Raw genomic sequence first — 26283 nt, 5'->3', positions numbered from 1 at the left:
ATTTATTTGTTGCCATAAAAAAAATGTATTTTTTATTCTTGGAAATAACCTGAAAACTTATTTTATAAGGTACTTGATTATTTGAATACATCATCATATAATCTATTAACGAATCTTAAAGAATTAATAATCTTCAAATGGGTATATACTAAATAAATATACTTGGTATACTAAAATTCAATAATAATTGTGGAGATGATTTCATGTTAGACAAAAAACAATTGACTAAAAGAATTCTACTAATATTAGCAGGAAGCTTCATATCTGCTGTAGGAATTAATGCATTTATAATACCTCACAAACTCTTGAGTGGTGGTGTCACAGGGTTAGCGCTTATTATTCAATATTTAACACATATTAATTCAGGTGTTTTTATATTGCTTTTTAATATACCCATTTTTCTCATTGGAATTAAGGAAGTAAACAAAGAATTTACTTTGTTTAGCCTTATTGGAATGGGTTCTCTTTCTCTATTTCTGTTGATCACTAAGGATCTTAGTCAATATCTAAAAACACATGAAATTCTTTTATCAAGTATATATGGTGGGGTTCTAGTCGGAGCAGGACTTGGTATTACTTTTAGCAATAGAGCTTCTCAGGGCGGTACTGATATAATTGCTGTGGTTATTAAAAAACGTACTGGTGCTAGTATTGGAAATATTTCCTTCATTATAAATGTTTTTATAGTTCTACTTGGCGCTTCAATAAATGGTATTGAAATAGCGTTGTATACCTTTATAACCATGTATATCTCAGCTAATGTATTAAATAGAATAATAGATGGCTTTGAAAGAAAAAGAGTGCTGTTCATAATCACACAAAAGGATGACGAAGTTGGGCAGGCTATAATGAGTGAAATAAAAAGAGGCGTAACTTTTTTAAATGGCATGGGTGCTTATACTGGGAATGAAAAAAGAGTTATCTACTGCACAGTGACCTTAAGGCAGCTCCCTAGAGTAAAGGTTCTTGTAGAAAAAATCGATCCTACTGCATTTATGACTATTTTAGAGGCTTCTGAGGTTAACGGCAGAGGATTTAAAAAATCTTCATTCTAAATATAAATCTTGTGATAATTTCAATATTAATTCTTCTTAATATAAAAAAACTGTCCTATGAGGACAGTTTTTAAGTTTATCTGCTTGTTTATTTAACTAGAGTTTACTCAATGATTACAGTGCCGTTTGACCTTACAAAGAAAGTTAACAGTTTGTTTCTACTACTATCGTCTTCGATAAATCCATCGACGTCTGCATCTTTAAATTCATCTAGAATATCATCAACTATAGCATCAAGAAAAGCTTGAGCATAGTCATCAAGAACATTCCATTCACTTTTGGATACATAAATTTCTACTGTAATATCATCCTCTTCACCATCTAGATAGATGTCTATATCTAAGTCTCTATAGCTTCCATACCAACGGTTCAAATTCCTCTCTAAATCATCTAAATCAACAGTATTCTTATAGCTGACACTGACTTTACCTTTAGATGATACAGTAAATTCTAGCAACTTATCCCCACTGTCATCATCTTCGATAAATCCTGTAATATCTGCATCATCAAATTCATCTAATATATCATCAACTATATCCTGTAGATAGTCTTCTATATCACTTTGTTTCAGTCTATTCCATTTACTCTTATAATCGCTAAGATCTACATATATCTCAACTTCAATATCATCCTCGTCGCCATCTATAGAAATATCAAATTCAATATCTTTATACTCTTCATAGTCATCCATCAAATCGTCTTCTAAATCATCTAAATCTACTGACTTATCTTTTTCACTCTCCAGTAGAGCAATCTTCTTCTCTAATTCATTAATCTTCTTATCCTTATCAAATAATTGCTGCCATAGCAATGTGTCAGTTGGATCTGGTTTGTCTGCAATTATCACTGAATATGTACTGCCATCCCAGCTTACAGTTTTTCCTAATGCTTCACCTAGCATTCTAATAGGTACATATGTAGTATCATTCACCATAAACGGTTTTATACTAGAAACTACTTGTTTACCATTGGCTACTATTTTAATGTCTCCATACCATGCATTGAGGGTTTGATACGTACCCTTTGCATACGCTACAGAAAACAAGGATAGCATCATAGTTAGTACAATTACTATAGCAACCAGTTTCTTTTTGTTTTTCATCATATTTTCCCTCCTAAATTTTTATCTGTTTTTTCGTACATAATACAACTTCTATATATTCCTAATAATTCCTTCTTTTTTTATAAAAAAGTCTTCTATTGAAGCATTAATATATTAAGTAAGCCTTTTTTGAAACCCATTTAACGGAAAGTTTATATTAAAGAAAACTAGGATTTTCCAATGGGTTATAAAAAAAACCCTGCGTTAGCAGGATTTAATTATTTATTATATCTTTTTACTTTAGACTTATTCAGTATTTTTTCTATTACTTATCTTTCTAGTTGATTTCTATCATGAGACTTTTTACCAGTAATGAGCTTACTGTTATTTATCATTTCTTCATTATCAATAGCTCCTATATCACCAGCCAACTCATAGGACATTGCATTAAAAAAATTATTCATATTATCATTTTGTATTTTTTCCTTTTTCACTAAAATCACCTCTATTTTATTTTTTACTCAAATTGTTTTTATATGCAAGGTAATTTGAGTGAGATTTTTTACAAACAACCTTTAAAAATTTTCTTGTCGTTGCTATATAGAATATGCCATATATTATAGCAAAAGCAATAATACTTATTATTGTAGGAACTATTAGTGAACATTCAAGAATGTACTCAATACTGCTATTGCAAAGCAGCTGTGAAATGCACCTACTATTAAAGGCAAAATAAAGGATATGTCTACATGTTTAGAAACTGCTTTAGAAATCTCTTTCTTATTCATACCGAGTTTTGTTAGAACTTCGTACTTAGTTTTATCCATAAAGGCTTCACTTAACATTTTAAAGTAGATAATGCTTCCTGTAGCGATAACATATACTAAAGACATAATTGCTCCTAGAAAAAATATTATTGCTATTGGCTGATAGGTTGAATAAAATGCTCTTATATGCGCAAATAGCCCTCTATTTTCCATAGTTCTACCCATTTAAGAAATCAAATACAGCTGAGCAGCTCCTATGTGAAAAACGCTTTCAGATACATTAAATTTTGGATTATGAGATGAAATAAAATTCCCGTTTGAGCCATATGATAATGAATTTTATGATTAATTATATATCTGTAATTATCATAAGTCAATTCATTAGCTATGTGTATAAGATATCAGATTTCCTAGGAAACAAATAAAAGCATTCATCTATTAATATATATACTTTTTCTAATCTTAAGAGAAAAATCCATAAATAATATTTTAAGAATATCATTTATGATTTGAAATATCTTTATTCTTATTCATGTGTATTAACTTAATTATAATTGAAATATCCATAATCCATTCTTTCTTTTTTAATTTAACCATACACATCCTATTTATTCTTATAAATCCTATTGGGGTTTTGCGGGAATCTTCCTTCTAAAACCCTTTTTTCTTGTTCTAAAACTTCCTTAATGCTCCAAAAACAGCAAAAAGCTAATATTCCAAAAAAAGTTGAACCAGTTATATTCTCCATAATTAGTGACCCAACTAATGATAATACTCCTACCAACACAAAAATAACTATACTCCTTCTTCCTAAATAATATTCTCCTTTTATTACAATAGGATGAAATATTCCGATTAGAAAAAATGCAATTAGACCATGTAAAAAACCTAAGTAGTTCATTAAATCACCCCTTAAAAACATTCATTATTTTCTGTGTAATTGTTCATATTGTACTGTATATTATTTAAAGTTTTTAATGTCAATAGAAATAACATAAGTCTACACTCTCCTCGAACGCAAAAAACAGCCACTCATTTGATTAATCTTTGTGACTGCAGTTTTAGTATATTCTTAGTTAAACTTTTCTTCAATTTTCATTATTAATAATTTTGTAATAGATACATTTCATGAATCTTTCTTCATTACTGATTATAAGTATTCAGATATTATAAATACTACAATCCTTTGTTTCAAATTTATAATCTGTAAATTTGTTATTCTAACCTTTTCATAATCTTTAAGCTATAACCTATTTTGTTTAATTGGTCTATATTCAATATAATTCCCTCAGGTGGTCTTGTGTTCAGCTTAAACACAATGGCAATTTGACCTACCTGTTGATGAAACTGTATTCTGTTCATTGGTATTTCTTTACCTAATAATTCTGACATGATTTGAGCTGTAGCTTCATGACCAATTGCTGAAATAAAACCATTCTGTTCTACATATTTTCTAGCAGTCTCAATATCTATATTTTGAATAGAATATATTCCGTTAGTGGTAGCAACCGTTCCATTAAATAGTGCAATAGGCAAATTGGTATCTTTAATCAAAGTTCTCCCCCCTCGTTTTGTCCTTATAATCTAATAGTATATACGAGGAAATAAATAAAAACAATGCTTTATAACAGATATCATTTCATCACTTGTTTCATATGGCCTAGTCTCTACAACATTGAGTTCTAAGAGAAAAAATAATTATTTTAGCTTATATATATATTATACGTTGTTTTGAATTATCTAAAATAATGAAAGTTGAGTATTATTATATTTTTGCTTATAACCCTTGATAATATCCTCCATTTTATAAAGAATTCCATGCTTTTCACATTCTTTTCGAAACACGTGCCACAGTTTTTTTGCTTTAGGAGAACGACATTCATATGCATTGCCAAACTGATTTATGTATTTTTGTTTGAGACCAGGGAACTGTTCTTCTAGCTTTTTCAAGTACCAATCTCTTTGGTTTTGCCTCAATGTTACACCAAAGGCAGGATAAATAAATCTCGCCCCACTTTCATACGCAAAATGTATTATGCCCTGTATGTTTTCCTCATTATCCTCCAGAAATGGTAATATAGGCATAAGTAATATCCCCACGAATATCCCATGCTTTGAAAGCTCTTTAATTACAGCAAATCGCTTGGATGATGTCGCCACATTTGGCTCTATCTTCTTACATAAACCATCATCACAGGTGGTAATTGTAATCTTAATTAGCACCGGAGAATGAACTTGTATTGCTTTTAATATATCTAAGTCCCTTGTAATCAAATCACTTTTAGTTGCAATAGAAACACCAAACCAATTTTTACCAATTAACTCTAATGCACCCCTTGTCAGACAGTGTTCTTTTTCAAAAGGATTATAGGGATCACTCATTGCACCTGTTCCAATTACTCCTCGTTTCCGTTTTGATTTAAGTTCCCGTGTGAGTATAGTTAATGCATCTTTTTTTGCTCTTACTTCATCAAATTTCTCAACTCTATAACATTCACTGCGGCTATCACAATAAATACAGCCATGGCAGCATCCTTTATAAATATTCATGTTATAGTTATTACCAAACCAAGAATTATTATCTGTATAGCCTGATAGGATTGTTTTAGACGGAATATACTTCATATTACAAACCTTTTTCATCAAGGAATTTTATAAATTTTTTCTCAGAAAGTATTTCATTAGTTACAAATTCACCATTATAGAATAGACTATATGTGGTAAATGGTGCAGGCGCATTTTGTGCTTGAACAGTTGTCTGATATTTTATCAATTTGAGATCGATTTCTCCTAATTCAGCAATTTTTTGAATCAACATAACATATTTTTCAGTATGTGGACATTGGTTTGAATAGTAAAGTACTATTCCTTGTTGATCTATTTTTCCATATTTAGCACAATCTTTGAATCTTGGTTTTTCTGTCTTTTCGTCGAAAGGTAAATACAATAATTCATAATATGGATAAGCTGTATCACATACCTTAAACCCTTTGTATTTTAGATATTTAGGATCTGATAAAAAAGGCTTTTTTGTTTTAGATGAAAGAACTACAATACCAGCTTTCCCTTGTGATTTGGCATCAGATATACATTCATTTAAAAGAGCATTTGCATAACTTTGTCCTTTAAATTGTCCAGAAACCCAGAAACAGTTTATGAACATATATCTATTTGCAATAATTGGACACCATGCATTTTCAGCTGGTATATATTCTATAAACACCTTTCCTCTCACATTAAGCTTTTTAAATACGAGTCCCTCTTCAAAGCGTTGCTGCAACCATGCTTTTTTAGATGATACACAATATTCATTCTTTTTATCAGAAATTGCACAGCAAATATGTTCATCAGTTATATTGATTTTGTTTACAGATATTATATCCATGCTCCACCTCTTTTCTTTTAATAAATTCAGTATAACACTCACAACTTGACAACAGTATGTCGTATTATAAATATTTTTTTGACGTTTAGGAGTAAAGAATTTTATTCAGCGCTTTCATTCCATTTAAAGATTATTTATGGTAAAATAGTAGTAGGTAATTATAAGTCCCACAAGGTCTATTTGGGTCCCGTTTTTATTTAAAATAATATATTTATCATGTAATACTATACAATAGTATTAAGGAATTTAAAATAGGCCTAGAAATACATATAAAATAATAGTTTAAGAATAGGAGGCGTCATATGTTAGTATCTGCAAGGGAAATGTTAATTAAGGCAAAAAAAGAAAAGTATGCTGTAGGCCAGTTTAACATCAACAATCTTGAGTGGACAAAAGCTATTTTATTAACAGCAAAGGAGAATAATTCACCAGTCATCTTAGGTGTATCAGAAGGTGCTGGAAAATACATGGGTGGTTATAAGACAATTGTTGGAATGGTTAAAGGATTAATAGAAGAATTAGATATCAATGTTCCTGTTGCATTACATTTAGATCATGGTAGTTATGAAGGAGCTTTAAAAGTAATAGAAGCTGGCTTCTCTTCCGTTATGTTTGACGGATCTCATTACCCTATTGAAGAAAATATTCAAAAAACAAAAGAAATAATTAAAATTGCTGAAGAAAGAGGTCTTTCTGTAGAAGCAGAAGTTGGTTCTATTGGTGGAGAAGAAGACGGTGTTATAGGAGCTGGAGAGGTTGCTGATCCTGCTGAATGTAAATTAATTGCAGATTTAGGTGTCTCCATGTTAGCCGCAGGTATTGGCAATATCCATGGAAAATATCCGCCAAACTGGAAGGGCTTAGACTTTGAAACACTAGCTGCAATTAAAGCTGCTACCATGGATGTACCTCTAGTTTTACATGGTGGTACAGGTATTCCAGCAGATATGATTAGAAAAGCAATATCCTTAGGTGTTGCTAAAATAAATGTGAACACTGAATGTCAGCTAGCCTTTGCAGCTGCCACTCGTAAATACATCGAAGCTGGAAAAGATCTTGAAGGAAAGGGTTTTGACCCAAGGAAATTATTAGCGCCTGGCTTTGAAGCAATTAAGTCAACAGTTAAAGAAAAGATGGAACTATTTGGTTCAATTAACAAAGCATAATCTCTAAATTAAAACTATAGCTTTTAAAAAACACCAAGGACTGTGATTATCACATTATTATATGCATAACCCGTCCTCGGTGTTTTTTATTTTGGAGTATTTGATAAATTTCTCAAGTAGCAAGGTGCTTTGTACCTAATAACAAAAATTGCAAAGAATCATATTCATGCTGTCCATAGTCTCTATATATAGAATTAGGATGCCCCTTTATAATTCAAGGTGCCCAAAAAATTATCTAATTTGTACAATACTCTTTTAAATATTGGCCTGTAATAGACTCACAACAATTTACTATATCTTTTGGTTGTCCTTCAAATATTACTTTGCCTCCGTCCTGACCTGCCCCAGGACCTAAATCTATAATCCAATCAGCTTGACTTATGATATTTAGGTCATGTTCTATCACAATTAAGGTACTGCCTTGCTCAACTAGACTATTCATAATTTTAATCAACTGTCTAATATCAGACATATGCAGTCCAGTAGAAGGCTCATCTAGTACATATATATTTCCTCGACTTTCCAACTCAGCTGCAAGTTTAACTCTTTGAAGTTCCCCACCTGATAAAGTATTTAGAGGTTGACCTAAAATAATGTACCCTAATCCTGCATGTATTAATCTTTTTAAAACAGATATTATCTCATGTTCATAAAAAAATTCCACAGCTTCATCAATAGTCATTTCAAGAACCTCGCTAATATTTTTCCCCCTTAATTTAAACTGGATAACTTCATCCTTAAATCTATGCCCTTGGCATGCTTCGCAAACACTTTCAACCGTATCCATAAAAGCTAAGTCGGTATATATTAATCCCAAACCATTACATTCTGGACAAGCACCCTTCGAGTTAAAACTAAAAAGAGAGGCATCAACATTGTTCTGTTTCGCAAACAAATTTCTAATGCAATCAAAAATTCCAGTAAAAGTAGCAATATTAGAGCGTTTTAAGGTATGAATTGCTCCTTGGTCTACTAAAATGGCTTCAGGATAATATTGAGGGAGTACTTGATTGATAAGAGTGCTTTTCCCTGAACCAGCTACTCCAGTAACTACAGTCATAACACCTTTAGGGATAGAAATACTAACATCTTTTAAATTGTGCAAGGATGTATGCTTTATAGAAAGCCATCCATTGGGTTTTCTTAGTTCTTCCTTTAAACTAGGTTTATAGTTCAAGAATTTTCCTGTCAATGTGTCTGCCTTTACTAAACCTTTTAAGTCTCCTTCGTATACTATTTTACCACCTTTTGTTCCGGCATTAGGCCCCATATCAATTACATAGTCTGCAATTTTAATGACATTAGGATCATGTTCTACGATTAGTACAGTATTTCCTTTGTCTTTTAGTAGTTTTAAAAGACTGTTAATTCTATTTACATCATGAGGATGAAGTCCAATACTTGGTTCGTCAAAAATATAAGTGATGTCAGTTAAACTACTTGTTAATTGTCGAACCATTTTAATTCTTTGAGATTCGCCACCAGAAAGAGTAGATGTTTCTCGATTCAAGCTCAAATATCCTAATCCTATTGAATTTAAATGATCTAAGCGATGGATGATAGCTTCCACTATTGTGGAGGAAGAAGCTCCCTTAATAGCCCCAATAAAATTAATAAGGTCACTGACTTGCATCCTTGTACAATCCGCAATATTTTTGCCATTTATTTTACACTCCAGTACTTTTTGATTAAGCCTGGCACCTTTGCATAACGGACAAACATCTCTACTTACTATATTATCAATTGCTTGTTTATATCTATTCTTTTCAGTGGAGTCTTTTTTCAGGAAGCTTCTTTCCAGCCTTGGAACAACTCCCTCATATAGAGATGTTTTTGGCCATTCAGGATGTGGATTTTTTATTTTCATGCCTGTTTTATAAAGAAGCCATTCCATCTCTTCACCCGAATATTCTACTACTTTTTTATCATTATCAAATAAACCTGAATAGACATATCTTTTCCATCTCCATCCGCCTGGTTCAAAAGTTGGGAACATGATAGCTCCTTCGTTCAATGATTTATTCTTATCAATCAATCGTTGAGTATCGATTGTAATACTCTTCCCTAGTCCTTCGCATTTGGGGCACATTCCTGCAAGATTATTGAAAGAAAAGACATCCGAATATCCAACAAAAGGCTTTCCAATACGTGAAAACAATAAACGCAGCAAAGAATATATATCCGTAATAGTCCCGACTGTTGACCTTGCATTTCCTCCAATTCTTTTTTGATTAATTACAATTGCTACAGATAAATTCTTAATTGAATCCACATTAGGCTGCCCATAGTGAGGTAGGCGATTACGGATAAAGCTTGAATATGTTTCGTTCAACTGACGCTGTGATTCTGCTGCGATAGTATCAAACACAAGGGCTGACTTTCCAGAACCTGAAACACCTGTAAAAACAGTAATATGTTTCTTTGGAACTATTACATTTACACCTTTTAAGTTTTTTTCTCTAGCCCCAATTACCTGTATATTATTTCCTTTGCTTTCTTTTCTCATAACAATTCTCCTTCCCAGTTTTAAATCACATTAGTTTCATCACATTTTGAAAACTGTTCTTCATATAATATCTATTAGGCATAATGATTTTGACTATCTGCAATAAATAATATATACTAAAAACATGACAGTTATTGTCATGTTTTTAGTATATATTATTTTAATATCATAAATACTTAGGAGGAGTTATGCCAAAAGCTAAATTAATATTTGATTTGATTATGTATGTAAATGCTAAAAGGAATTTTACTGCTCAAGATGTGGCATATGAATTTAATATATCTGTTAGAACTGCACATAGATATTTAATGGAAATAAGTGAATTAGGTGTTCCTTTATATACAGAACAAGGTCGAAATGGAGGTTACCGTATACTGAAAAATAGGATTCTTCCTCCTGTCATATTTGATGAAAATGAAGCATCAGCAATTTTCTTTGCTTTTCAATCTCTAAAATACTACAATTCCTTGCCATTTGATGCAAATATCAATTCAGCTTCAAGAAAATTATATCTTAGTCTTCCTGACGACACTAAAAAGAAGGTAAGCCGTTTAGAATCAATTTTATCTTTTTGGAATCCAAAACGTACTGTTTCTTCTCCATTTTTAAAAGAAATAATTGAGGCGTCTATAGAGAATAATTTATTAATAATTGAATATTTATCAAAAACAAAAAATAGTAAAAGAAAAGTTAAGCCTATTGGGGTTTATGCGTATGATGGATTTTGGTATATGCCTGCTTTAGATATAAAAAAAGATAGGGTTCTGTTATTTAGAGTTGACAGAATACTATCTTTAAAAAATTCTAATAAAACCTATGAGTTTCAAATGGACTTAGATGACTGGTTTAATAGCTATAAAATTGAAGCACCCATTCAATTGTATGTTGAGTTAACAAGAGAGGGATTAAGACAATGTAAAAGTATGCCATGGCTAGAACCTTATCTCCATATTATTGATAATGAAAATGGATATGTTGATACAATAATTGATAAAAGTGAAATAGAATTTGTTTCAAGCTATTTTTTTCAGTTAGGCACTTGTGCAAAAGTTATTGAGCCACAAGAGATAGTGGATAATATAAGACACCAGGCTTATAGTCTTCTAAACCATTATTTATAGTGAAGATCTTCGTGTAATGTAAGTTTTCACAAATAAATTCTAGTTATCACTTCAACACCTCAAAATATCAATAATTTTTGAAATCTTGATAGGTGACAATAACCCTTAGTGTCTTTAAGAAAATCTAGTTAGGATTTAAAGAATACATCACATTTAACATGTATCAATCCACAATAAGTGATATTATCTTTGAAAACTCAACTAGTTTCTCTTCTTCTAAATATTTAATAACAGATTCTAAATACGTCTTATCTGTAATAATAGTTTTTGATAAGGATTGAATTAGCTTAAGCATCAGGTCATCACTCATTCCTTTGTGATAAGATGCTAATCCAACTAAGTTGAATTTGAGCAAGCCGTAAATCACACATAATTTCAAATAAGAATTCCAAATTTCATTCGATTTAAACAGTTCGATACCGTAAACGAAAATGTAATTTACAAGAAAGTTTTCTATAATATAAGATTTTTTGTCTAGATAAGGCTTTAGATATTTTTCATTATTTGTCTTGTAGTACTTCTCCAACCCCTTGGCTTCCACACTTCCAAAGGCGTCTATGACTTGCATTAAACACTCTACATACCTCTTTGAAAAAAAGCTAATGCTATCGCCTTTTTCAAACTTCATTGAAAGTATAGTATTTAAATGATCAAACTGCTGCCTATTTTGATGGTGATTTCTTGTTACTTTAAACGCTCTTAGATTAGTTAGGGATTTTACTTCTTTAATTCTAGATAGTGTTTCTTCATGATGAAGACATGAAAAATCAACACCCTCTATGACTTGACTTAAAAAGTACCCTACATTCGCTACTCTTTCACTTAACTTATTTGTTCGATCTTGCAGAAGATTAATAACCTCTGTTCTAATTTCTTTAATAACTTCTATTTGCTTCACATCTTCAGTGGTTGGAACAACTACATAAAAGTCATTCAATTTTACCGTATCTATTATGTGCTCAAATTCGATGCCACCTGCATCTAATAAGGCTAGATCAGCTGCAACAGAACACGACATTTCTAAGCCTCGTTCCATTACATCTGTTACTAAGGTAATTGCTCGAGGGTAACTTTTACATGTCTTCGATAAACTGCTCTCCCCTATATTGATGAATACTTCGCAAAGATTCTTCTGATTCAAAAACGGACACAACATTTCGTTATTTAGATTAATGATTGCATAGTTATCATCATTGATAGCTGTTTTGTTTAAAGAAAGTCCTGTTTTTACAATCTTTCTAATAGTCTCATTTTCACTCATAATATATTTTTCATAGGTCCTTTTATCTATGATTATTTTCCATCGTTCACAACAGGTTTCATGACATTTGATTGGGTCGCATTGAAACTTGCTATAATACTTTGGCTGTAATATCTTAAATTCTTTTTCAGTAGTCATCTTCTTGAATTGTCTCCTTGTTAATAAGTTTTGTATCTTTACGTTGGTAATTTGCTTTCATTTATATAGAGCAACATTAATTAATATTTAAACATCAAAATCTCCTAAATTCAAGATATTTTTATATTTTATTTTCCCTACTGAAGCCTAGCTCTAAAAAACTGCTGACTTACATATCCACACAGATGAGTACATGTTTATATTTTAATGATTTCACTGAAATTATCGTTAATAAAATCAATTTTTAAAATAATAACACACCGTTCATTCAATTGATCGGTGTGTTATTCTAGTTATTCTTAAGATTTTGTTCAACAAACTCAATGAAACCAAGCATTCTTTGCTTAATCTCCCTAAGAGATTCATTATTAATTACGTGTGATACATTGTCACAATGTTCGATTGTAATGTTATCAACATACCTTATATTCCCTATTCAGGATATTTAGCTACTGCTGCCTTAGTAGTTTCAATAGCACGATTTGCTAGTTCTTCGATAGATAAGTCATTTTCCATGTTTAGTTCTAAAAATGCCATCGTGTTCAAGCCTGCAACAGTATAGTACTTTCCAGGATGATTTACACAAATAGTTGCAGCCACTCGAAATGGTGACGCACCCAATAAATCACATGCAAAAAGTACTTCATCATCATTAAAACCTTCCAATAAATGATTGACTTTATTTTCAAAAGTGGATAAGTCATCTTCTTTAGTTAAATCAATAAAATACATATGTTCTGATTGTGCGACAATCATATCTAAGTTCTGTTTTACGCCTTCAGCATATCCACCATGTCCCATCACTACTACTCTTTTCATTTCATGTCTCCTTTTCGTCTGAAACCTAAATATAAGAATATTGAGGTCCCTGTACAACTCTATAATTTAAATTTTTATTATACTAAACAAATAATGCAACTATACATAATAACCTGTTAAATAGCCAATAAATGTAAGCGCACACGCAATAGTCAAGATTAATCCCATTAATTTAAGTGGAGACCATTTTTTCTTTGAATATAGATAATAAACACCTAACGTTAATAATAATGGTAGTATCTTAGGAAAAATTGAATTAACAATTTTATCGGCATCAAAAATAACTTGGTTTTCTAATAAAGTTCCCTTTGTAGCATCAAACACATCTCTAACAATTTTAAAAGGTAAAGATGCACTAACAAATGATGCTGTCAATGCACCAACAACGATCAAACCTAGTACTGTCATTGTATCTGTTAATGTATCAAGTTTACCTGTTGACATGAATCCATGCATGCCTTCTATACCAGACTTATAACCTAGTTTAAATAGATTCCAACTTAGAACGCACGTTCCTATAGGATAAGCAAGCATATAGACAACAGGGCCTAACCACGCAATTGCTTGTGATGTTTGTGCAATAGATAAACAAATTGTTAATAATATAGGAATAATCGTTGCAACCCATAGTGAATCACCAATAGCAGATGTTGGTCCGATTAGTGCGACCTTAACACTACTGATTAACTCTGGAGTACATTCTCCATTAGCATTAGCTTCTTCTAGACCACAAACAACTCCATTACAAATTGATCCCACTTGTGATTCTGTATTAAAAAGTGTTATATGTCTTTTTAATGCAGCGGCTTTATCTTCTTTTTCATCATATAATTCCTCAATTACTGGAGCCATAGATTGGCCAAACGCCATTCCTAACATACTTTCCGCCTGTTGTGAACATCCATTCCAGAAAAACCAGTTTAAAAATGATTTTTTTAGTGTTTTTTTACTGATTTTCTTTCTCATACCTATGCCACTCCTTTCTTAACTGCTAAGCTCGAAACAGCAACATAATACAAAACTGCAGTGATAATTGCTACAACTGCAACTGCCATTGTATTTAGATTGAAGTATGTAACAAGGATAAATCCGATCAGGAAAATTGCCAAATGATATTTTTTCTTTAATAAGAACGAAAGAATAATTCCCATTCCTAACGAAGCCATCATACCACCAAATACTCCTAATACAGTTGTAACCCAGCCAGGAATAAGTGTTGCGAAATCAGCTTGACCAGAAGCTGCAGTTATAGAAGTCAAGACAATTACTGCAGGAATGAATCGACATACGAAGCCAATCAATTGTCCTAAAACAACGTTTGGAATATACATTTTTTTAGTTTCACCTGCTTCAGCATACTTATTAGCAATACGATTTATTGGAAGGTTCAATGCATATGAAACATTCCACATAATTTGTCCTACTAATCCGCCAATACCGGCAAATACAACAGCTAAACCAATGATTTCAGTTGTTCCTAATCCCTTACCGAATACAAGTGCACCTGCTGCACCAATATATGTAGCATAAGATAAATCCCAGGCTACTGCACCGCCTGGTGTTACGTTGCCCATATACATAATTTGGAGTGGAATACCAACTATCATAGCGGTTTGTACATCTCCTAAAATTGCTCCAACAATAAATGAAGCAACTAATGGCCTTCCCAAAGTATACCAACCAATTGTATTACCAACTATTGAACCAATTGAACCTAAATATACAAATAAAGCGATTAAGATAATTTGACTAGTTCCCATAGCTCTCCCCCTTCAATTTAATTAAATTGTTTTTTAAATGATCCCCAGCTTATTTTTGCAGTATTTGGTAATTGTTGAAAACATACTTCTATTCCCTTCGATACCAAAGCATCAATAATTGCTACATCATTATCACTTAAATAGAAAATTCCTGTTGCGCCGCTTACTTTGTGGATTGTATCATCGCGTTTTGCAATGTTACCTAAAATAATCAATTCAGCATTAGCTATTTCAGCTTCAATGACTGGCAATTTACTGGGCATTTTTACAATCACTAAGCGGTTGCAGCAACTTTCTTGTACAAGTATTTTCTTTGCTTCTTCAGTTGTTACAATATGTGTTTTGTAAGTTGAAGGAACACCCATTGTCATAATTGATTTAAGCATTGGATTTTTTGCACTTTCATCATCAATCGCGATAATTTCATTAATTGAAAGTGTTGGGCACCACGCTACAATCGTTTGACCATGAATCAATCTATCATCAACCCTTACATAAGTTTTGGCCATTTTTCTCCTCCTTTCTTTTTATTTATAATTTGAAACTATATATCTTAATTAATTATTGATGCATTTTCTTATAAAACCATGATTTTCTATGATACTTTTCTCTGCTTCCTCTTTTGTAGCACCTGTTAATATCATAACAATTGCAATTTTACTGGAGTAATCGGTTAATTCTAATGTGCTAGCAGCAGTGTCAATATCACATCCAGTGCTTTCCATTACAATTCGTTTTGCTCTCTCAATCAATTTAAGATTTGTAGCTTTCATATCAACCATTAAATTCCCATATACTTTTCCAATTCCCACCATAGAAGCTGTTGAAATCATATTTAAAATGATTTTTTGACAGGTACCTGCCTTTAAACGCGTCGACCCGGTTAATACCTCTGGACCTGCATCGACTTCTATAGCTACATTAGCATAATTTGATAATTTGGAATTTTTGTTACAAGAGATACTAATGCATTTAGCTTTAAGTTTTTTAGCATGTTTTAATGCACCAATTGCATAAGGGGTTCTTCCTGATGCAGCAATTGCTACAACAACATCATTTTCATTAATATTAATTTCATCCAAATTTTTGGCAGCTAATTCCTCAGAATCTTCTGCTCCTTCTACTGCTTTTACAAAGGCTTTATTTCCACCTGCAATAATACCAATTACTTCATCAGTAGTAGAGAATGTAGGAACACATTCGACTGCATCCAAGATTCCTAATCTACCACTTGTTCCTGCACCCATGTAAATAAGCCGTCCATTCTGTCTTAAAGCATGAATGACTAACTGAATACTTTTTTCAATTTGTGGTAAAGCTTCGCTAATAGTATCAATTACTTTTCGATCTTCTTCATTCATGATACTAATCAATTCCATAGTTGACATTGTATCTAGATACAATGTTTTCAGGTTACGGCTTTCTGTTTTTAAATGATCAATTTTTACTTTATCCATTTCGCTCACCATACTTTATTTTCAATCAAACTTGCATACATATAAGCAACTGTATAACCATCATTATTTGATTCAATTTGACGGACTCTTCCTATGGTTGAATAGTATGAATTATATGGAAAATCATTGATTTCGCCTCGGAAAACAGAATATTCTCGCATACCTGAGTACCATTGTTCAACTTCATTTTGTTCAAGTTTGAAATAAGCTTGAGGAATAAAGCCAACTAAATCCTCAAAATTTTCCCCATAAACTAATCGAATATGACTTCCTTTTTCACGCAAACGTTTTACTGCAGTAGTCACTGCATCATAGGTATTTATATGACGAGGATGCATTGAACCACGCCAATGAGTAATCACTAAATCCACTCTTTCATCAATAAAATATTGCTCTAGCTTTGCAGAAAATTCTTCTATTGAAGGCATATTGTTGGAAACATATCCAAGCCAAATTGTATCTCCATTCAATTTTTCAGCAGCACATTTGTTCTGATTTAATAATTCTTTTAAATATTGATCTTTTTCTTCTTGAGATGCATTAGGATTTTCTAAACGTCCTTGTGTAACATGAATGTACGTGCAATGCACTCCTTGTTTTGCATACTTTAGCATAATTGGCCCACCTAAAATTTCGGCATCCAATGAATGGGCACCAATACTTACAACTCGTTTTATCTCACTCATATTTCTCTCCTAAATAGTTTTTTTATAATCTACAAATGTTCTAAAGACTTTAACACCATGTCTTTCATAAAATCTTCTACCTGGTGCATCAGTTGATATAAAATATAAATGATATATTCCTCGTTTCTCCATCTCCAACTGCATAATATCAAACAGAATACCACCAATTCCAAAATTTCTAATTTCTCCTTTAACCCCAAATGGGCCAAAGCGCATTGGATTGCCATCAATCATTCGCATACAAAAGCCAACGATTTCTTGCTCACGATTTAAAACTAGTAGAATACAATCTTCTGCTGTGTTATTTTGCATTGAAATCAATGCATTTCGTTTCCAACCTCCGCCAAATTCATTCTTTAAAAATTCAAGTAATTCTAAAGAATATTTATATTTAAAGTTTACAAATGAAAATCCAGCTTCTTGTACTTTAGATAACTTATCTAGTGTTTCTTCACTAATATTATAGCCGTGCAAATCTTTACACATTGAGTAGCTTTCTTCCCCTGCCTGGTAACCCATTTTATCAAAAAATTTAATTGCACAACTATAATTATCTTTGTCTACACCTGGAAAGAAATAATTTGGACTGTATGCTCCAAGAGTTACTGTCTCTACACCCATTGATTTTAACTTAACTTCAACATATTTAACTAAAGCTTCTCCAATACCTTGTCGTTTATGAGATTGATCAACAAACATAACATTAATCCATCCACGAGTAGGTTCCAGTCCTCTTTCAAGATACGGGAACTTCCTTTTGGTTGCCATCAAAAATCCAACTACACAGTCATTCTTTACAGCTATAAAGCAAAGCTCTGTATCAAAATTTTCGTCAAACAATGCTTGCTTCCGAAACTTATGAATAGTAATTGGATCAGCAATCAATGTTTTGTTCCATAAATCAACTACTTCTTTTTCATGTTTTTGACTATAATTTTGTATTTCCATTTCTTCACCTCCTCCACTTATTTTTAATCGAACACTAATTACTTTAGTTGTTCATATCAATATATTAATATGTTAATATATTAAGTTGGTTTAATTATATAACTATTTAATAAATTTGTCCAAGCTTTTTAAACTTTTTTTCAAAAAAACTTTATTTATATAAATAAAAAAACAAGCTCTTCTAACTAAATGAAATGAGCTTGCTTTCATAAAACTATACTTTTATATTCACAGTGACAGAATACCAATCTTTATTAAAATACGTTTCTGCATATTCAATGATTTCATCGAATTCATTGAACGCAATTCTTTTAACAAAAAATGTATCTGTATTCTTTTTTATATTCATCAACTTAGCAATTCTGTTATCATTAACTTGCCTTACTGAATAATTCTCATTTACCCAAATCGGAATAATCCCATATTCCTTTAGTGTTTTATAAAAAGATGCATTTTCATAGATTTTATTAGCTTGGCTGAGGCTTAGAATACGACTATCTACAAAAGAACTTTGATATGCAATTGGCTCATTATTTGCAAGCCTTATTCTTCGAACACATATCATTGACTGATCATGTGGTATTTCCAATATATCTGCAATATTTGAGTTTACAACTTCTTCAATTTTATCAACATGCATATCAATCTCATAGCCTTGCTGCAATAATTCATCGCTAAAACTAATTGAAGTCAAACCACGAATCATTTGTTTTTTTGCAACAAACGTACCTACTCCCTGCACACCATTCAAATAACCCTCTTTTATCAAATCATTAAATGCTTTTCTAACCGTAATGGTAGATACATTATATTTTTTCTTAAGCACGGATTCACTATCCACTTTATCACCTGGTTGTAAAGTACCTGATTTAATAGCGTTTATTATATCCTGTTTAATTCTAATATACTTCGCAACTTTATATTCCATAGTATAATACCTTCTCCTAACATATTAATATGCTTACTGATAAGTATTATATCATAACCATCGAAAATTGTTTATATGATATTAGAGCAGTACTGCCTTTTTCCAAAAAACGACTTTCCTATCTTTTTTATCCTTCATAATTTACGTCATATTATATACACTTCTTATATAATTTTACGCTTATATGACAGTATATTCAATCTTCTAATAACGCCTAAAATATACCTACCATATAACATAAGTTATCATTTAAAGGAATCTAAAATGTAGTATTACCTCATTCAATATAATCAATTATTATGATTTTTATATAGTTCAAGTAAGCGATTATACTGCCATTCATGCTCAATATGATATCATTTTAAACATATCCTACAGCTTTTCATTATCTTCAAGTAGCCTCACATAGGTTCCTTTCATTTGATCTTGTAATATTTGATCTAGAAATTCTATTAACTCTTCAGGTGATTGATTGATTCCCCCTAAAGTCCAATTTTCTACAACGCTTCCGAAAGAAAGAATATAATAATGAGTTAATAGATCAGAATAGTTTTTCTTAATATTTAATCCTTCAGTAAATGATAAGATAGCCTTTTTTATTATGACATAAATATCATCATAAAAATACTTTAGTATGGATTCATGCCCTAATGAATTTATAATATTCTTACAAACTATCCTATTCTGATCGATGTATTTTAACAACTTTAAAAGTCCCTCTTGCCAAAGTTCTTCACCTTCTAAATCATTAAAAATAGCCAATGCTTCTTTTTGAAATATCCATTCAACAAGATGATAAATATCTTTAAAATGATAATAAAAAGTTTGTCTATTTAAGCCACTTTCTCCAACGATTTCTCTTATGCTAATCTTATCTAATGTTTTATTTACTAATAGCTTTTTTAAAGAATCTGCTAAAATATGCTTAGTTATTTCAGCTTTTGCATTATTTTGCATAAAATCTCATTCCTTCATTTATTCATATTATACTGAGTATAATTATATATTGTCAGTACTACGCCAGCCAACTTATCCAATGTGTAATTTTTTGTAAAGTATAGTGATATATATCTAAAGAAGAATGTATTATAATATTATTTTACCAGTGATTTCTCTGTTGTAAAGTTTAAGTATTAAGCAAATATAGTTCCATTTAGTTTATTAATTTCATTTTACTTAGCATAAAGAAATCAATCCGGTCAAATGTAGCCTATCCAATGTAATTTTAAGACACTTTTAAATAATTGTCTAGTTTTTATACATATCGTTAAAAGTGACTATAGTAAAGTTTTAAAAATAGTCTTATAATTTTTTGTACATTTATTTTGAATTAATGATAGTGAGGGTTAACTATGGACAATAATGAAAACAAATTATCACTCATAGAAAAGATTTCAACTCAAATTGTTGATAAAAGAAATGCTTTTTTTCTTATTTACACATTACTAGTTATTTTTTGTTTTTTTTCAAGATCGTGGGTAGTTGTTAATAATGATATTACATCCTATTTACCTGAAACTACCGAGACAAGACAAGGTCTGATCATAATGGAAGAAGAATTTATAACCTATGGGACTGCAAAGGTTATGATATCAAATATTACCTATGAGCACGCGTTAGCAATAAAAAAAGATTTAGAGGCCATAGAAGGCATCTCTAATATTCAATTTGATGAAAGTGCTGATCATTTTAAATCAGCTTCAGCACTTTTTCTGATTACATTTGAAGGCGAGGATAAAGATGAAATAACCCAAAATGCCATGAAAGATGTTCTTACTTACTTGGATGATTACGATCATTATATATCAAGTACAATTACAGAAGATTCTGTAGCTTCACTAGAGTCAGAAATAAAAGTGGTACTAATTATTTCAGTATTTATTATCTTAGGTGTTTTATTGTTCACTTCAAAAACTTATATGGAAATACCTGTTTTAGTACTCACTTTTGGAGTTGCAGCTATTCTGAATATGGGAACTCATTTTTTATATGGTGAGATTTCTTTTATATCTAACTCAATAGCCGTTGTTTTACAACTTGCATTGGCCATCGACTATGCGATTATTCTGTGTCATAGATTTACCGAAGAAAGAGAACATCTTCCAGCAAGAGAGGCAGCAATTAAAGCTTTAAGCAAAGCTATACCAGAGATTTCATCAAGTAGCTTGACGACAGTATCTGGATTAATGGCATTGATGTTCATGCAGTTTAGACTCGGTTTTGATATGGGACTGGTCTTAATCAAGGCTTTGTTATTTAGCTTGTTAGTTGTGTTTACCTTAATGCCAGGACTTTTAATGGTGTTTAGTAATGCAATGGATAAAACTGTTCACAAAAACTTTGTACCTAAAATAACGAAATGGGGTAATCTTGTAGTCAAGACAAGATATGTTATTCCCCCATTATTTGTTATTTTAGTCATAGGATCATTCTATTTTTCAAATCAAACAAACTATGTTTATGGTTATAGTACGCTAACGACAGTTAAAAAAAATGAAACCCAAATTGCTAATAAAAAGATAAAAGATACCTTTGGAAGCGATAATTTACTTGCTGTTATTGTACCAGCTGGCGATTATGAGAGTGAAGGAAAGCTATTAAAAGCTTTTGAAGAATTAAAGGTAACAGAAACAGCCATTGGCCTTGCAAACTCAAAAGTAAATGACAGACATTATGTTACTGATAAATTAAATCCAAGACAATTTGCCGAATTGACTGACATAGACATTGAAATATCTAATTTACTTTATAGAGCCTATGCTGTTGAGCAAGGTACATATAGTAAGTTAGTTAATGGTCTAGATGAATATGATGTACCGTTAATAGATATTTTTATATTTTTGTACAATCAAAAAGAAGCTGGATATTTTACACTAGATCATGAGTTAGAAACTGAAATAGATGAGTTGTATGAGATGTTAAGTGAAGGAAAAGCTCAATTACAAGGTAAAAATTATTCTAGATTATTACTCAATTTAAATATGCCTGAAGAAGGTGAAGAAGCTTTTGAATGGTTAGATAAATTCCATAACATAGCCTATCAATACTATGACGAGGTTTATTTTGCTGGAGCTACTACAAGTAATAATGACTTAGGAGTCTTTTTCTCAAAAGATAATATTATCATTAGTGTTTTATCTGCTTTATTTGTTATGATTATTTTATTGTTTACATTTAAATCAGCAGGACTACCAGTTCTATTGGTTTTAACTATACAAGGTAGTATTTGGATTAATTTCTCGTTTCCAGCTGTTGAAAACACCAATATTTTCTTTATGAGTTACTTGGTTGTAACATCGATTCAAATGGGTGCAACTATAGATTACGCCATCGTAATTACTAGTCGTTATATGGAACTAAAGAAATGGATGCCAATACATGAAGCTATGATAAAATCTTTGAACCAAGCTTTTCCAACTATCATTACTTCAGGTACCATTTTGTCATCAGCTGGCATATTAATTGGACGTTTAGCTTCTGACTATGCCATTGCTTCTATTGGTACCTGTTTAGGCAGGGGCACAGTTATTTCTCTTGTTTTAGTTATGGGAGTTCTACCTCAGACACTTTTGTTTGGTGATAAGATAATTGAAAAGACAGCATTTGTCTTAAAAAGACCAGGGCTGATAACAACACATAGAGGTAACTTGCGAATTAGTGGTCGATTGCAAGGCTATGTTTCAGGTTATATTGATGCTGAAATTAAAGGTACCATCAAAGGTGAAGTTACAGGAATCGTTGAAGTCGGAGGAGCTTCACTCGAGGACCAGCTTTTGACAACAAAGGAGGTTGAAGAATGAAAAATTTCAATAGATATCTATCTGTTGTACTCATAATCCTTATTCTATCATCTCAACTGTTATCTTATAATGCATTTGCAGAGGCCACTTCTAATACTATATATATTTATACAGCAGAAGACTTAATTAAGTTTTCTAAGAAGTGTACTTTGGACACATATTCTCAAAAAAAGATAGTGAAATTAGCTAATGACATAGACTTGTCTGGTAAAGATTTCAGCCCAATCCCAAGTTTTTCTGGTATCTTTGATGGTGATCATCATACCATAAGTGGTTTAAAAGTTTACGGTGCTGGTTCTGTTCAAGGTTTGTTTCGTTATTTACAAGAAGAAGGCGTTATAAAAAATCTTCATGTAGAAGGTATTGTTAAGCCTAGCGGATCTAAAAGTGAAGTAGGTGGCATCGTTGGTACTAATAAAGGACTAATTTTCAATTGTTCTTTTAAGGGTAAAGTAAACGGAACTACAAGTATCGGTAGCATAGTTGGTTATAATGATAAAACAGGTATTATTAAGGACTGTCAATCCACTGGTTCAATCATTGGTGAACATTATACAGGAGGAATTGTCGGGCTAAATTTAGGTTATGTAGCAAAATGTTTCAATAACAGTAAAGTCAATACGACAGATAGTGCAATTCCAAATAATGATATAGCATTTAATAATTTGAAAGATCTTGATATGAGTCAATTAAACTCAACAGAAAATATTAATACTCAAACAGACACTGGTGGCATTGTAGGGCACAATCAAGGCATCATAGAATCTAGTCAAAATCATGGGACCATCGGTTACCAACATGTTGGGTATAATATTGGTGGTATAGCAGGTAGGCAATCAGGCTATATATTGAACTGTAAAAACTATGGTATAGTAAATGGCCGAAAAGATGTTGGGGGTGTTGTTGGACAGGCGGAACCCTTTATTCGTCTTTTGTTTTCAGAAGATACTCTAGGGCAAATTGATAAAGAGCTAGTTGTTTTACATGATTTAATAGAAAAAGCAGTTAATGAAGGAGATCAATCTTCAGAAGTTGTTCATGATAGATTAGAGAGTTTAAATGAACTCACAGCTTCTGCCTCTAATGAAATGCAAAACTTGACGGACAGTACCACTGACTATGTTGACACATCAACAGACACAATAAATACTGGTATTAATAGAATGCGTAATGTTATGATTCAATTAGAACCTGTTCTCGATAGCTTTATAAAAGGATCTGACAAAATGAAAAGTGGTTTTGATAAATTAGAAAAAGGTTTTCAAAAATTATCCAAATCTTCAGCTTCCATAAATAATAGTATCAAAGACTTAGATGATGCTTTTGAAGATTTAGATAAAGCATCAAAAAATGCCAATCTTGCTTTTAATAAAATTTCAAAAGCAATGAAGCTTATTGAAAAAGCTGCTGAAAATTCAGAAGAAGTTGATAAAGCGTTGAATGAACTAGATAGTGCATTATTAGATCTTCAATTAGCAATGGATGCTGGTATTGAAGCTCTTGAGAAGATTGCTGCAGCATTAGAGAATGTGGATGATCCTGCAAATATCGATTGGGATACCATCAGTAAAGAATTACGAGATGAACTTCAAATTATGTCAAAACATATCAATTCTGCAATACCTAAGATAAGGCATGCATTACCTATACTTGTAGAAGAGCTTGGAAAAGATCAAGCTCTAATAAGAGAAGCTATCACTGAGATAAATGATGCCATAAATGATTTGAAAGTTTTCTCTGATTACGTCAGTGATACTTCTGAAGATATACAATCCTCTATAAAAGATCTGGACTCAGCATCATCAGCCGCAACAGCTGCTATGAAAGATATTTCAAAAGGTATGGGGTATTTTTCAGATGCTTTAGATGCTTTTTCAAATGGCTTAAGTGATGTGGAACTAATTCTCAAAGAGCTTAATGGACAAAAAAAATTACAACTACCTAATTTAAGTAGTTATGTAACTGAAAGTAGTGATTCTTTATTTAAAGAAATGAATAAGATTTCAAATGAGCTATCTTTGCTCAATAAGGACACAAAGAATGCGTCTGAATCTTTCTACAATAATTCTAGAGCAATTAATAAACAATTTGAGGTCATTGTTGAGATTATAAGGGAAGGCTTAAATTCATTATCCTTTGAACATAAAGATTTATTTGAAGATATTTCAGATCAAAGCTTACAGGAAGAATCAACTATTGAGAATGGCCTCATCAGAGATTGCTATAATGAAGGTTCTATTTTTGGTGATGTAAATGTAGGTGGTATTGCAGGTTCAATGTCCATAGAGTATGATTTTGACCCAGAAGACGATATAGTAAACAAGGGAAATAAGTCATTCAATTTTAAATACCAAACAAGAGCTCTTTTAATATCATCAAGCAATAAAGGAAGTATTCAAGCTAAAAAGGATTACGTAGGTGGTATTGTAGGAAAAATGGATGTAGGTTTAATTAACAAAAGCGAAAACTACGGCTCTATAGAGAGTCTATATGGAGATTATATTGGAGGAATAGTTGGTTCTTCAAATAGCATAATTAGAAAATGCTATTCTTTGAGTGAAATTTCAGGTAGAAACTATGTTGGTGGAATCGCTGGATTTGCCACTGATGTTTTCGATTCCTTCGCATTGATACAAATAAATAAATCTAATGAATTTACAGGTGCCATAGCAGGTGATATTGCGGGAGAGTTTAAAAACAATTACTTTGTCAGGGGCAAATGGGAAGGTGTAGACGGAATTAGTTATGGTAATAAAGCTACCCCTCAATCTTATGATAATTTTATCTTACATGAGGGTTTGCCAGAATCATTTAAGTCATTTCAATTAACTTTTGTTGTTGATGGTGATATTATAGATATAATACCATTTCAATATGGCGACTCACTTGATTTAGGAAAGTTACCAGATATTCCTCAAAAGAAGGGGTACTATGGTAGTTGGCCACCTTACAATTATGATAAATTATTCTTCTCAAAAAAACTTGAAGCAATTTATATGCCTTTGATTCAAGTACTATCGTCAGATAATAATAAATCTCATCCGAAGTTATTAGTAGAGGGATCTTTTAAACCTAGTGATACATTAGATATGAATGAGATTAATTCTTCGAATCTTACAATTAATAATATTTCCGTAATTGAAGAATGGTCAATACAGTTGAATGCAACATTAGACAAACCTTTAACTTTTAGATATTTAAGACCAGAATCAAATAAAAATGTTATACTATACCAAAAAAAAGATAATGAGTGGAAAGAGCTGAAAACAACAGTAGATGGTAAATATTTATTGTTTGAATCGGATCTAACAAGCTTTAATTTAGCAGTTGTAGAAAAGACAAATAGTAAAATTGCATATTATATTTTAAGTCTCATGATAATTGCAATCACCATTTTATTAATTTCTAAGAAAAAGAATACTACCTCTAAAAGCTTGGGATAAA

Annotated in this window: 23 protein-coding genes; 5 read left to right on the top strand and 18 right to left on the bottom strand. The window is 31.5% G+C overall.

All coding sequences use genetic code 11. The features are described 5' to 3' along the window. The first annotated feature begins 203 nt into the window (after positions 1-203). Positions 204-1055, top strand: coding sequence for a YitT family protein (locus tag HNR33_RS17580; RefSeq protein WP_429085821.1), 852 nt, complete (start codon positions 204-206; stop codon positions 1053-1055). Between the two features lie 103 nt (positions 1056-1158). Here HNR33_RS17580 and HNR33_RS17575 read toward each other — a convergent pair whose 3' ends face one another. The 7 genes from HNR33_RS17575 to HNR33_RS17545 all read right to left on the bottom strand — a co-directional run bounded on the left by HNR33_RS17575 (position 1159) and on the right by HNR33_RS17545 (position 6249). After that, positions 1159-2160, bottom strand: coding sequence for a copper amine oxidase N-terminal domain-containing protein (locus tag HNR33_RS17575; protein ID WP_429085818.1), 1002 nt, complete (start codon positions 2158-2160; stop codon positions 1159-1161). A gap of 266 nt (positions 2161-2426) precedes the next feature. After that, positions 2427-2591 carry a hypothetical protein gene (locus tag HNR33_RS17570; protein WP_429085815.1) on the bottom strand — a complete coding sequence of 55 codons (165 nt, stop codon included), beginning with the start codon at positions 2589-2591 and terminating at the stop codon, positions 2427-2429. 162 nt (positions 2592-2753) lie between these two features. Continuing rightward, positions 2754-3089, bottom strand: coding sequence for a hypothetical protein (locus tag HNR33_RS17565; RefSeq protein ID WP_429085812.1), 336 nt, complete (start codon positions 3087-3089; stop codon positions 2754-2756). A 379-nt stretch (positions 3090-3468) separates the two neighbouring features. After that, a complete protein-coding gene (locus HNR33_RS17560; protein ID WP_429085809.1) occupies positions 3469-3765 on the bottom strand; it encodes a DUF4491 family protein in 297 nt (98 codons plus the stop codon). Positions 3766-4079: 314 nt separating this feature from the next. Beyond that, complete coding sequence (locus HNR33_RS17555) at positions 4080-4418, bottom strand: YddF family protein (RefSeq protein ID WP_429085807.1); 339 nt, start codon at positions 4416-4418, stop codon at positions 4080-4082. Positions 4419-4604: 186 nt separating this feature from the next. Further along, a complete protein-coding gene (locus tag HNR33_RS17550; RefSeq protein ID WP_429085805.1) occupies positions 4605-5489 on the bottom strand; it encodes an SPL family radical SAM protein in 885 nt (294 codons plus the stop codon). A 1-nt stretch (position 5490) separates the two neighbouring features. Beyond that, positions 5491-6249: a YoaP domain-containing protein gene (locus HNR33_RS17545; RefSeq protein ID WP_429085802.1), complete on the bottom strand. Its 759-nt coding sequence runs from the start codon at positions 6247-6249 to the stop codon at positions 5491-5493. A 302-nt stretch (positions 6250-6551) separates the two neighbouring features. Here HNR33_RS17545 and fba point away from each other — a divergent pair, with 302 nt between their 5' ends. Then, entirely contained in the window at positions 6552-7415 is an 864-nt protein-coding gene (fba, locus tag HNR33_RS17540; protein ID WP_429085800.1) for a class II fructose-1,6-bisphosphate aldolase, read from the top strand. 235 nt (positions 7416-7650) lie between these two features. Here fba and HNR33_RS17535 read toward each other — a convergent pair whose 3' ends face one another. Further along, positions 7651-9921 carry an ATP-binding cassette domain-containing protein gene (locus HNR33_RS17535; RefSeq protein WP_429085797.1) on the bottom strand — a complete coding sequence of 757 codons (2271 nt, stop codon included), beginning with the start codon at positions 9919-9921 and terminating at the stop codon, positions 7651-7653. 188 nt (positions 9922-10109) lie between these two features. Here HNR33_RS17535 and HNR33_RS17530 point away from each other — a divergent pair, with 188 nt between their 5' ends. Next, positions 10110-11042, top strand: coding sequence for a helix-turn-helix transcriptional regulator (locus HNR33_RS17530; RefSeq protein ID WP_429085794.1), 933 nt, complete (start codon positions 10110-10112; stop codon positions 11040-11042). A gap of 163 nt (positions 11043-11205) precedes the next feature. Here HNR33_RS17530 and fliB read toward each other — a convergent pair whose 3' ends face one another. The 10 genes from fliB to HNR33_RS17480 form a co-directional block, all read right to left on the bottom strand. Next, positions 11206-12441 (bottom strand): flagellin lysine-N-methylase, encoded by a 1236-nt coding sequence (fliB, locus tag HNR33_RS17525; RefSeq protein ID WP_429085791.1) that lies wholly within the window; start codon positions 12439-12441, stop codon positions 11206-11208. A 432-nt stretch (positions 12442-12873) separates the two neighbouring features. Continuing rightward, positions 12874-13260 carry a PTS sugar transporter subunit IIA gene (locus tag HNR33_RS17520; protein ID WP_429085788.1) on the bottom strand — a complete coding sequence of 129 codons (387 nt, stop codon included), beginning with the start codon at positions 13258-13260 and terminating at the stop codon, positions 12874-12876. A gap of 99 nt (positions 13261-13359) precedes the next feature. After that, positions 13360-14226: a PTS system mannose/fructose/sorbose family transporter subunit IID gene (locus HNR33_RS17515; protein ID WP_429085786.1), complete on the bottom strand. Its 867-nt coding sequence runs from the start codon at positions 14224-14226 to the stop codon at positions 13360-13362. A gap of 2 nt (positions 14227-14228) precedes the next feature. After that, positions 14229-15020 (bottom strand): PTS mannose/fructose/sorbose/N-acetylgalactosamine transporter subunit IIC, encoded by a 792-nt coding sequence (locus tag HNR33_RS17510; RefSeq protein ID WP_429085783.1) that lies wholly within the window; start codon positions 15018-15020, stop codon positions 14229-14231. Between the two features lie 17 nt (positions 15021-15037). Next, positions 15038-15529: a PTS sugar transporter subunit IIB gene (locus HNR33_RS17505; protein ID WP_429085781.1), complete on the bottom strand. Its 492-nt coding sequence runs from the start codon at positions 15527-15529 to the stop codon at positions 15038-15040. A 48-nt stretch (positions 15530-15577) separates the two neighbouring features. After that, entirely contained in the window at positions 15578-16489 is a 912-nt protein-coding gene (murQ, locus tag HNR33_RS17500; RefSeq protein WP_429085778.1) for an N-acetylmuramic acid 6-phosphate etherase, read from the bottom strand. Further along, positions 16483-17163 carry a PIG-L deacetylase family protein gene (locus HNR33_RS17495; RefSeq protein ID WP_429085775.1) on the bottom strand — a complete coding sequence of 227 codons (681 nt, stop codon included), beginning with the start codon at positions 17161-17163 and terminating at the stop codon, positions 16483-16485. The genes murQ and HNR33_RS17495 overlap by 7 nt, the downstream gene beginning before the upstream one ends. 9 nt (positions 17164-17172) lie before the next feature. After that, positions 17173-18111, bottom strand: a complete 939-nt coding sequence (locus tag HNR33_RS17490; protein ID WP_429085772.1) for a GNAT family N-acetyltransferase — start codon at positions 18109-18111, stop codon at positions 17173-17175. Between the two features lie 214 nt (positions 18112-18325). Continuing rightward, entirely contained in the window at positions 18326-19039 is a 714-nt protein-coding gene (locus tag HNR33_RS17485) for a GntR family transcriptional regulator (protein ID WP_429085769.1), read from the bottom strand. 372 nt (positions 19040-19411) lie between these two features. Further along, entirely contained in the window at positions 19412-19996 is a 585-nt protein-coding gene (locus HNR33_RS17480; RefSeq protein ID WP_429085766.1) for a TetR/AcrR family transcriptional regulator C-terminal domain-containing protein, read from the bottom strand. A gap of 395 nt (positions 19997-20391) precedes the next feature. On the opposite strand from HNR33_RS17480, the gene HNR33_RS17475 reads away from it, so the two are divergent. Next, positions 20392-22839, top strand: coding sequence for an efflux RND transporter permease subunit (locus HNR33_RS17475; RefSeq protein ID WP_429085763.1), 2448 nt, complete (start codon positions 20392-20394; stop codon positions 22837-22839). After that, on the top strand, positions 22836-26282 hold the full coding sequence (locus tag HNR33_RS17470; protein ID WP_429085760.1) for a coiled-coil domain-containing protein: 3447 nt from the start codon (positions 22836-22838) through the stop codon (positions 26280-26282). The genes HNR33_RS17475 and HNR33_RS17470 overlap by 4 nt, the downstream gene beginning before the upstream one ends. The last annotated feature ends 1 nt before the right edge of the window (position 26283 follow it).

Origin of the sequence: Brassicibacter mesophilus (genome assembly GCF_050433385.1) — a bacterium.
Taxonomy (GTDB): domain Bacteria; phylum Bacillota; class Clostridia; order Tissierellales; family Proteiniboraceae; genus Brassicibacter; species Brassicibacter mesophilus.
The sequence above is the reverse complement of the archived record's forward strand: the minus strand, read 5'-3'. Positions and strand labels throughout refer to the sequence as shown.

What these genes read in the sequence shown, in the direction of transcription:
- HNR33_RS17580 (WP_429085821.1), top strand. Translation starts at nt 204, where the DNA reads ATGTTAGACAAAAAACAATTGACTAAAAGAATTCTACTAATATTAGCA.
- HNR33_RS17530 (WP_429085794.1), top strand. Translation starts at nt 10,110, where the DNA reads ATGCCAAAAGCTAAATTAATATTTGATTTGATTATGTATGTAAATGCT.
- fba (WP_429085800.1), top strand. Translation starts at nt 6,552, where the DNA reads ATGTTAGTATCTGCAAGGGAAATGTTAATTAAGGCAAAAAAAGAAAAG.
- HNR33_RS17480 (WP_429085766.1), bottom strand. Translation starts at nt 19,996, where the DNA reads ATGCAAAATAATGCAAAAGCTGAAATAACTAAGCATATTTTAGCAGAT.
- HNR33_RS17510 (WP_429085783.1), bottom strand. Translation starts at nt 15,020, where the DNA reads ATGGGAACTAGTCAAATTATCTTAATCGCTTTATTTGTATATTTAGGT.
- HNR33_RS17495 (WP_429085775.1), bottom strand. Translation starts at nt 17,163, where the DNA reads ATGAGTGAGATAAAACGAGTTGTAAGTATTGGTGCCCATTCATTGGAT.
- HNR33_RS17565 (WP_429085812.1), bottom strand. Translation starts at nt 3,089, where the DNA reads ATGGGTAGAACTATGGAAAATAGAGGGCTATTTGCGCATATAAGAGCA.
- HNR33_RS17560 (WP_429085809.1), bottom strand. Translation starts at nt 3,765, where the DNA reads ATGAACTACTTAGGTTTTTTACATGGTCTAATTGCATTTTTTCTAATC.
- fliB (WP_429085791.1), bottom strand. Translation starts at nt 12,441, where the DNA reads ATGACTACTGAAAAAGAATTTAAGATATTACAGCCAAAGTATTATAGC.
- HNR33_RS17485 (WP_429085769.1), bottom strand. Translation starts at nt 19,039, where the DNA reads ATGGAATATAAAGTTGCGAAGTATATTAGAATTAAACAGGATATAATA.
- HNR33_RS17550 (WP_429085805.1), bottom strand. Translation starts at nt 5,489, where the DNA reads ATGAAGTATATTCCGTCTAAAACAATCCTATCAGGCTATACAGATAAT.
- HNR33_RS17470 (WP_429085760.1), top strand. Translation starts at nt 22,836, where the DNA reads ATGAAAAATTTCAATAGATATCTATCTGTTGTACTCATAATCCTTATT.
- HNR33_RS17545 (WP_429085802.1), bottom strand. Translation starts at nt 6,249, where the DNA reads ATGGATATAATATCTGTAAACAAAATCAATATAACTGATGAACATATT.
- murQ (WP_429085778.1), bottom strand. Translation starts at nt 16,489, where the DNA reads ATGGTGAGCGAAATGGATAAAGTAAAAATTGATCATTTAAAAACAGAA.
- HNR33_RS17475 (WP_429085763.1), top strand. Translation starts at nt 20,392, where the DNA reads ATGGACAATAATGAAAACAAATTATCACTCATAGAAAAGATTTCAACT.
- HNR33_RS17575 (WP_429085818.1), bottom strand. Translation starts at nt 2,160, where the DNA reads ATGATGAAAAACAAAAAGAAACTGGTTGCTATAGTAATTGTACTAACT.
- HNR33_RS17520 (WP_429085788.1), bottom strand. Translation starts at nt 13,260, where the DNA reads ATGAAAAGAGTAGTAGTGATGGGACATGGTGGATATGCTGAAGGCGTA.
- HNR33_RS17490 (WP_429085772.1), bottom strand. Translation starts at nt 18,111, where the DNA reads ATGGAAATACAAAATTATAGTCAAAAACATGAAAAAGAAGTAGTTGAT.
- HNR33_RS17505 (WP_429085781.1), bottom strand. Translation starts at nt 15,529, where the DNA reads ATGGCCAAAACTTATGTAAGGGTTGATGATAGATTGATTCATGGTCAA.
- HNR33_RS17535 (WP_429085797.1), bottom strand. Translation starts at nt 9,921, where the DNA reads ATGAGAAAAGAAAGCAAAGGAAATAATATACAGGTAATTGGGGCTAGA.
- HNR33_RS17515 (WP_429085786.1), bottom strand. Translation starts at nt 14,226, where the DNA reads ATGAGAAAGAAAATCAGTAAAAAAACACTAAAAAAATCATTTTTAAAC.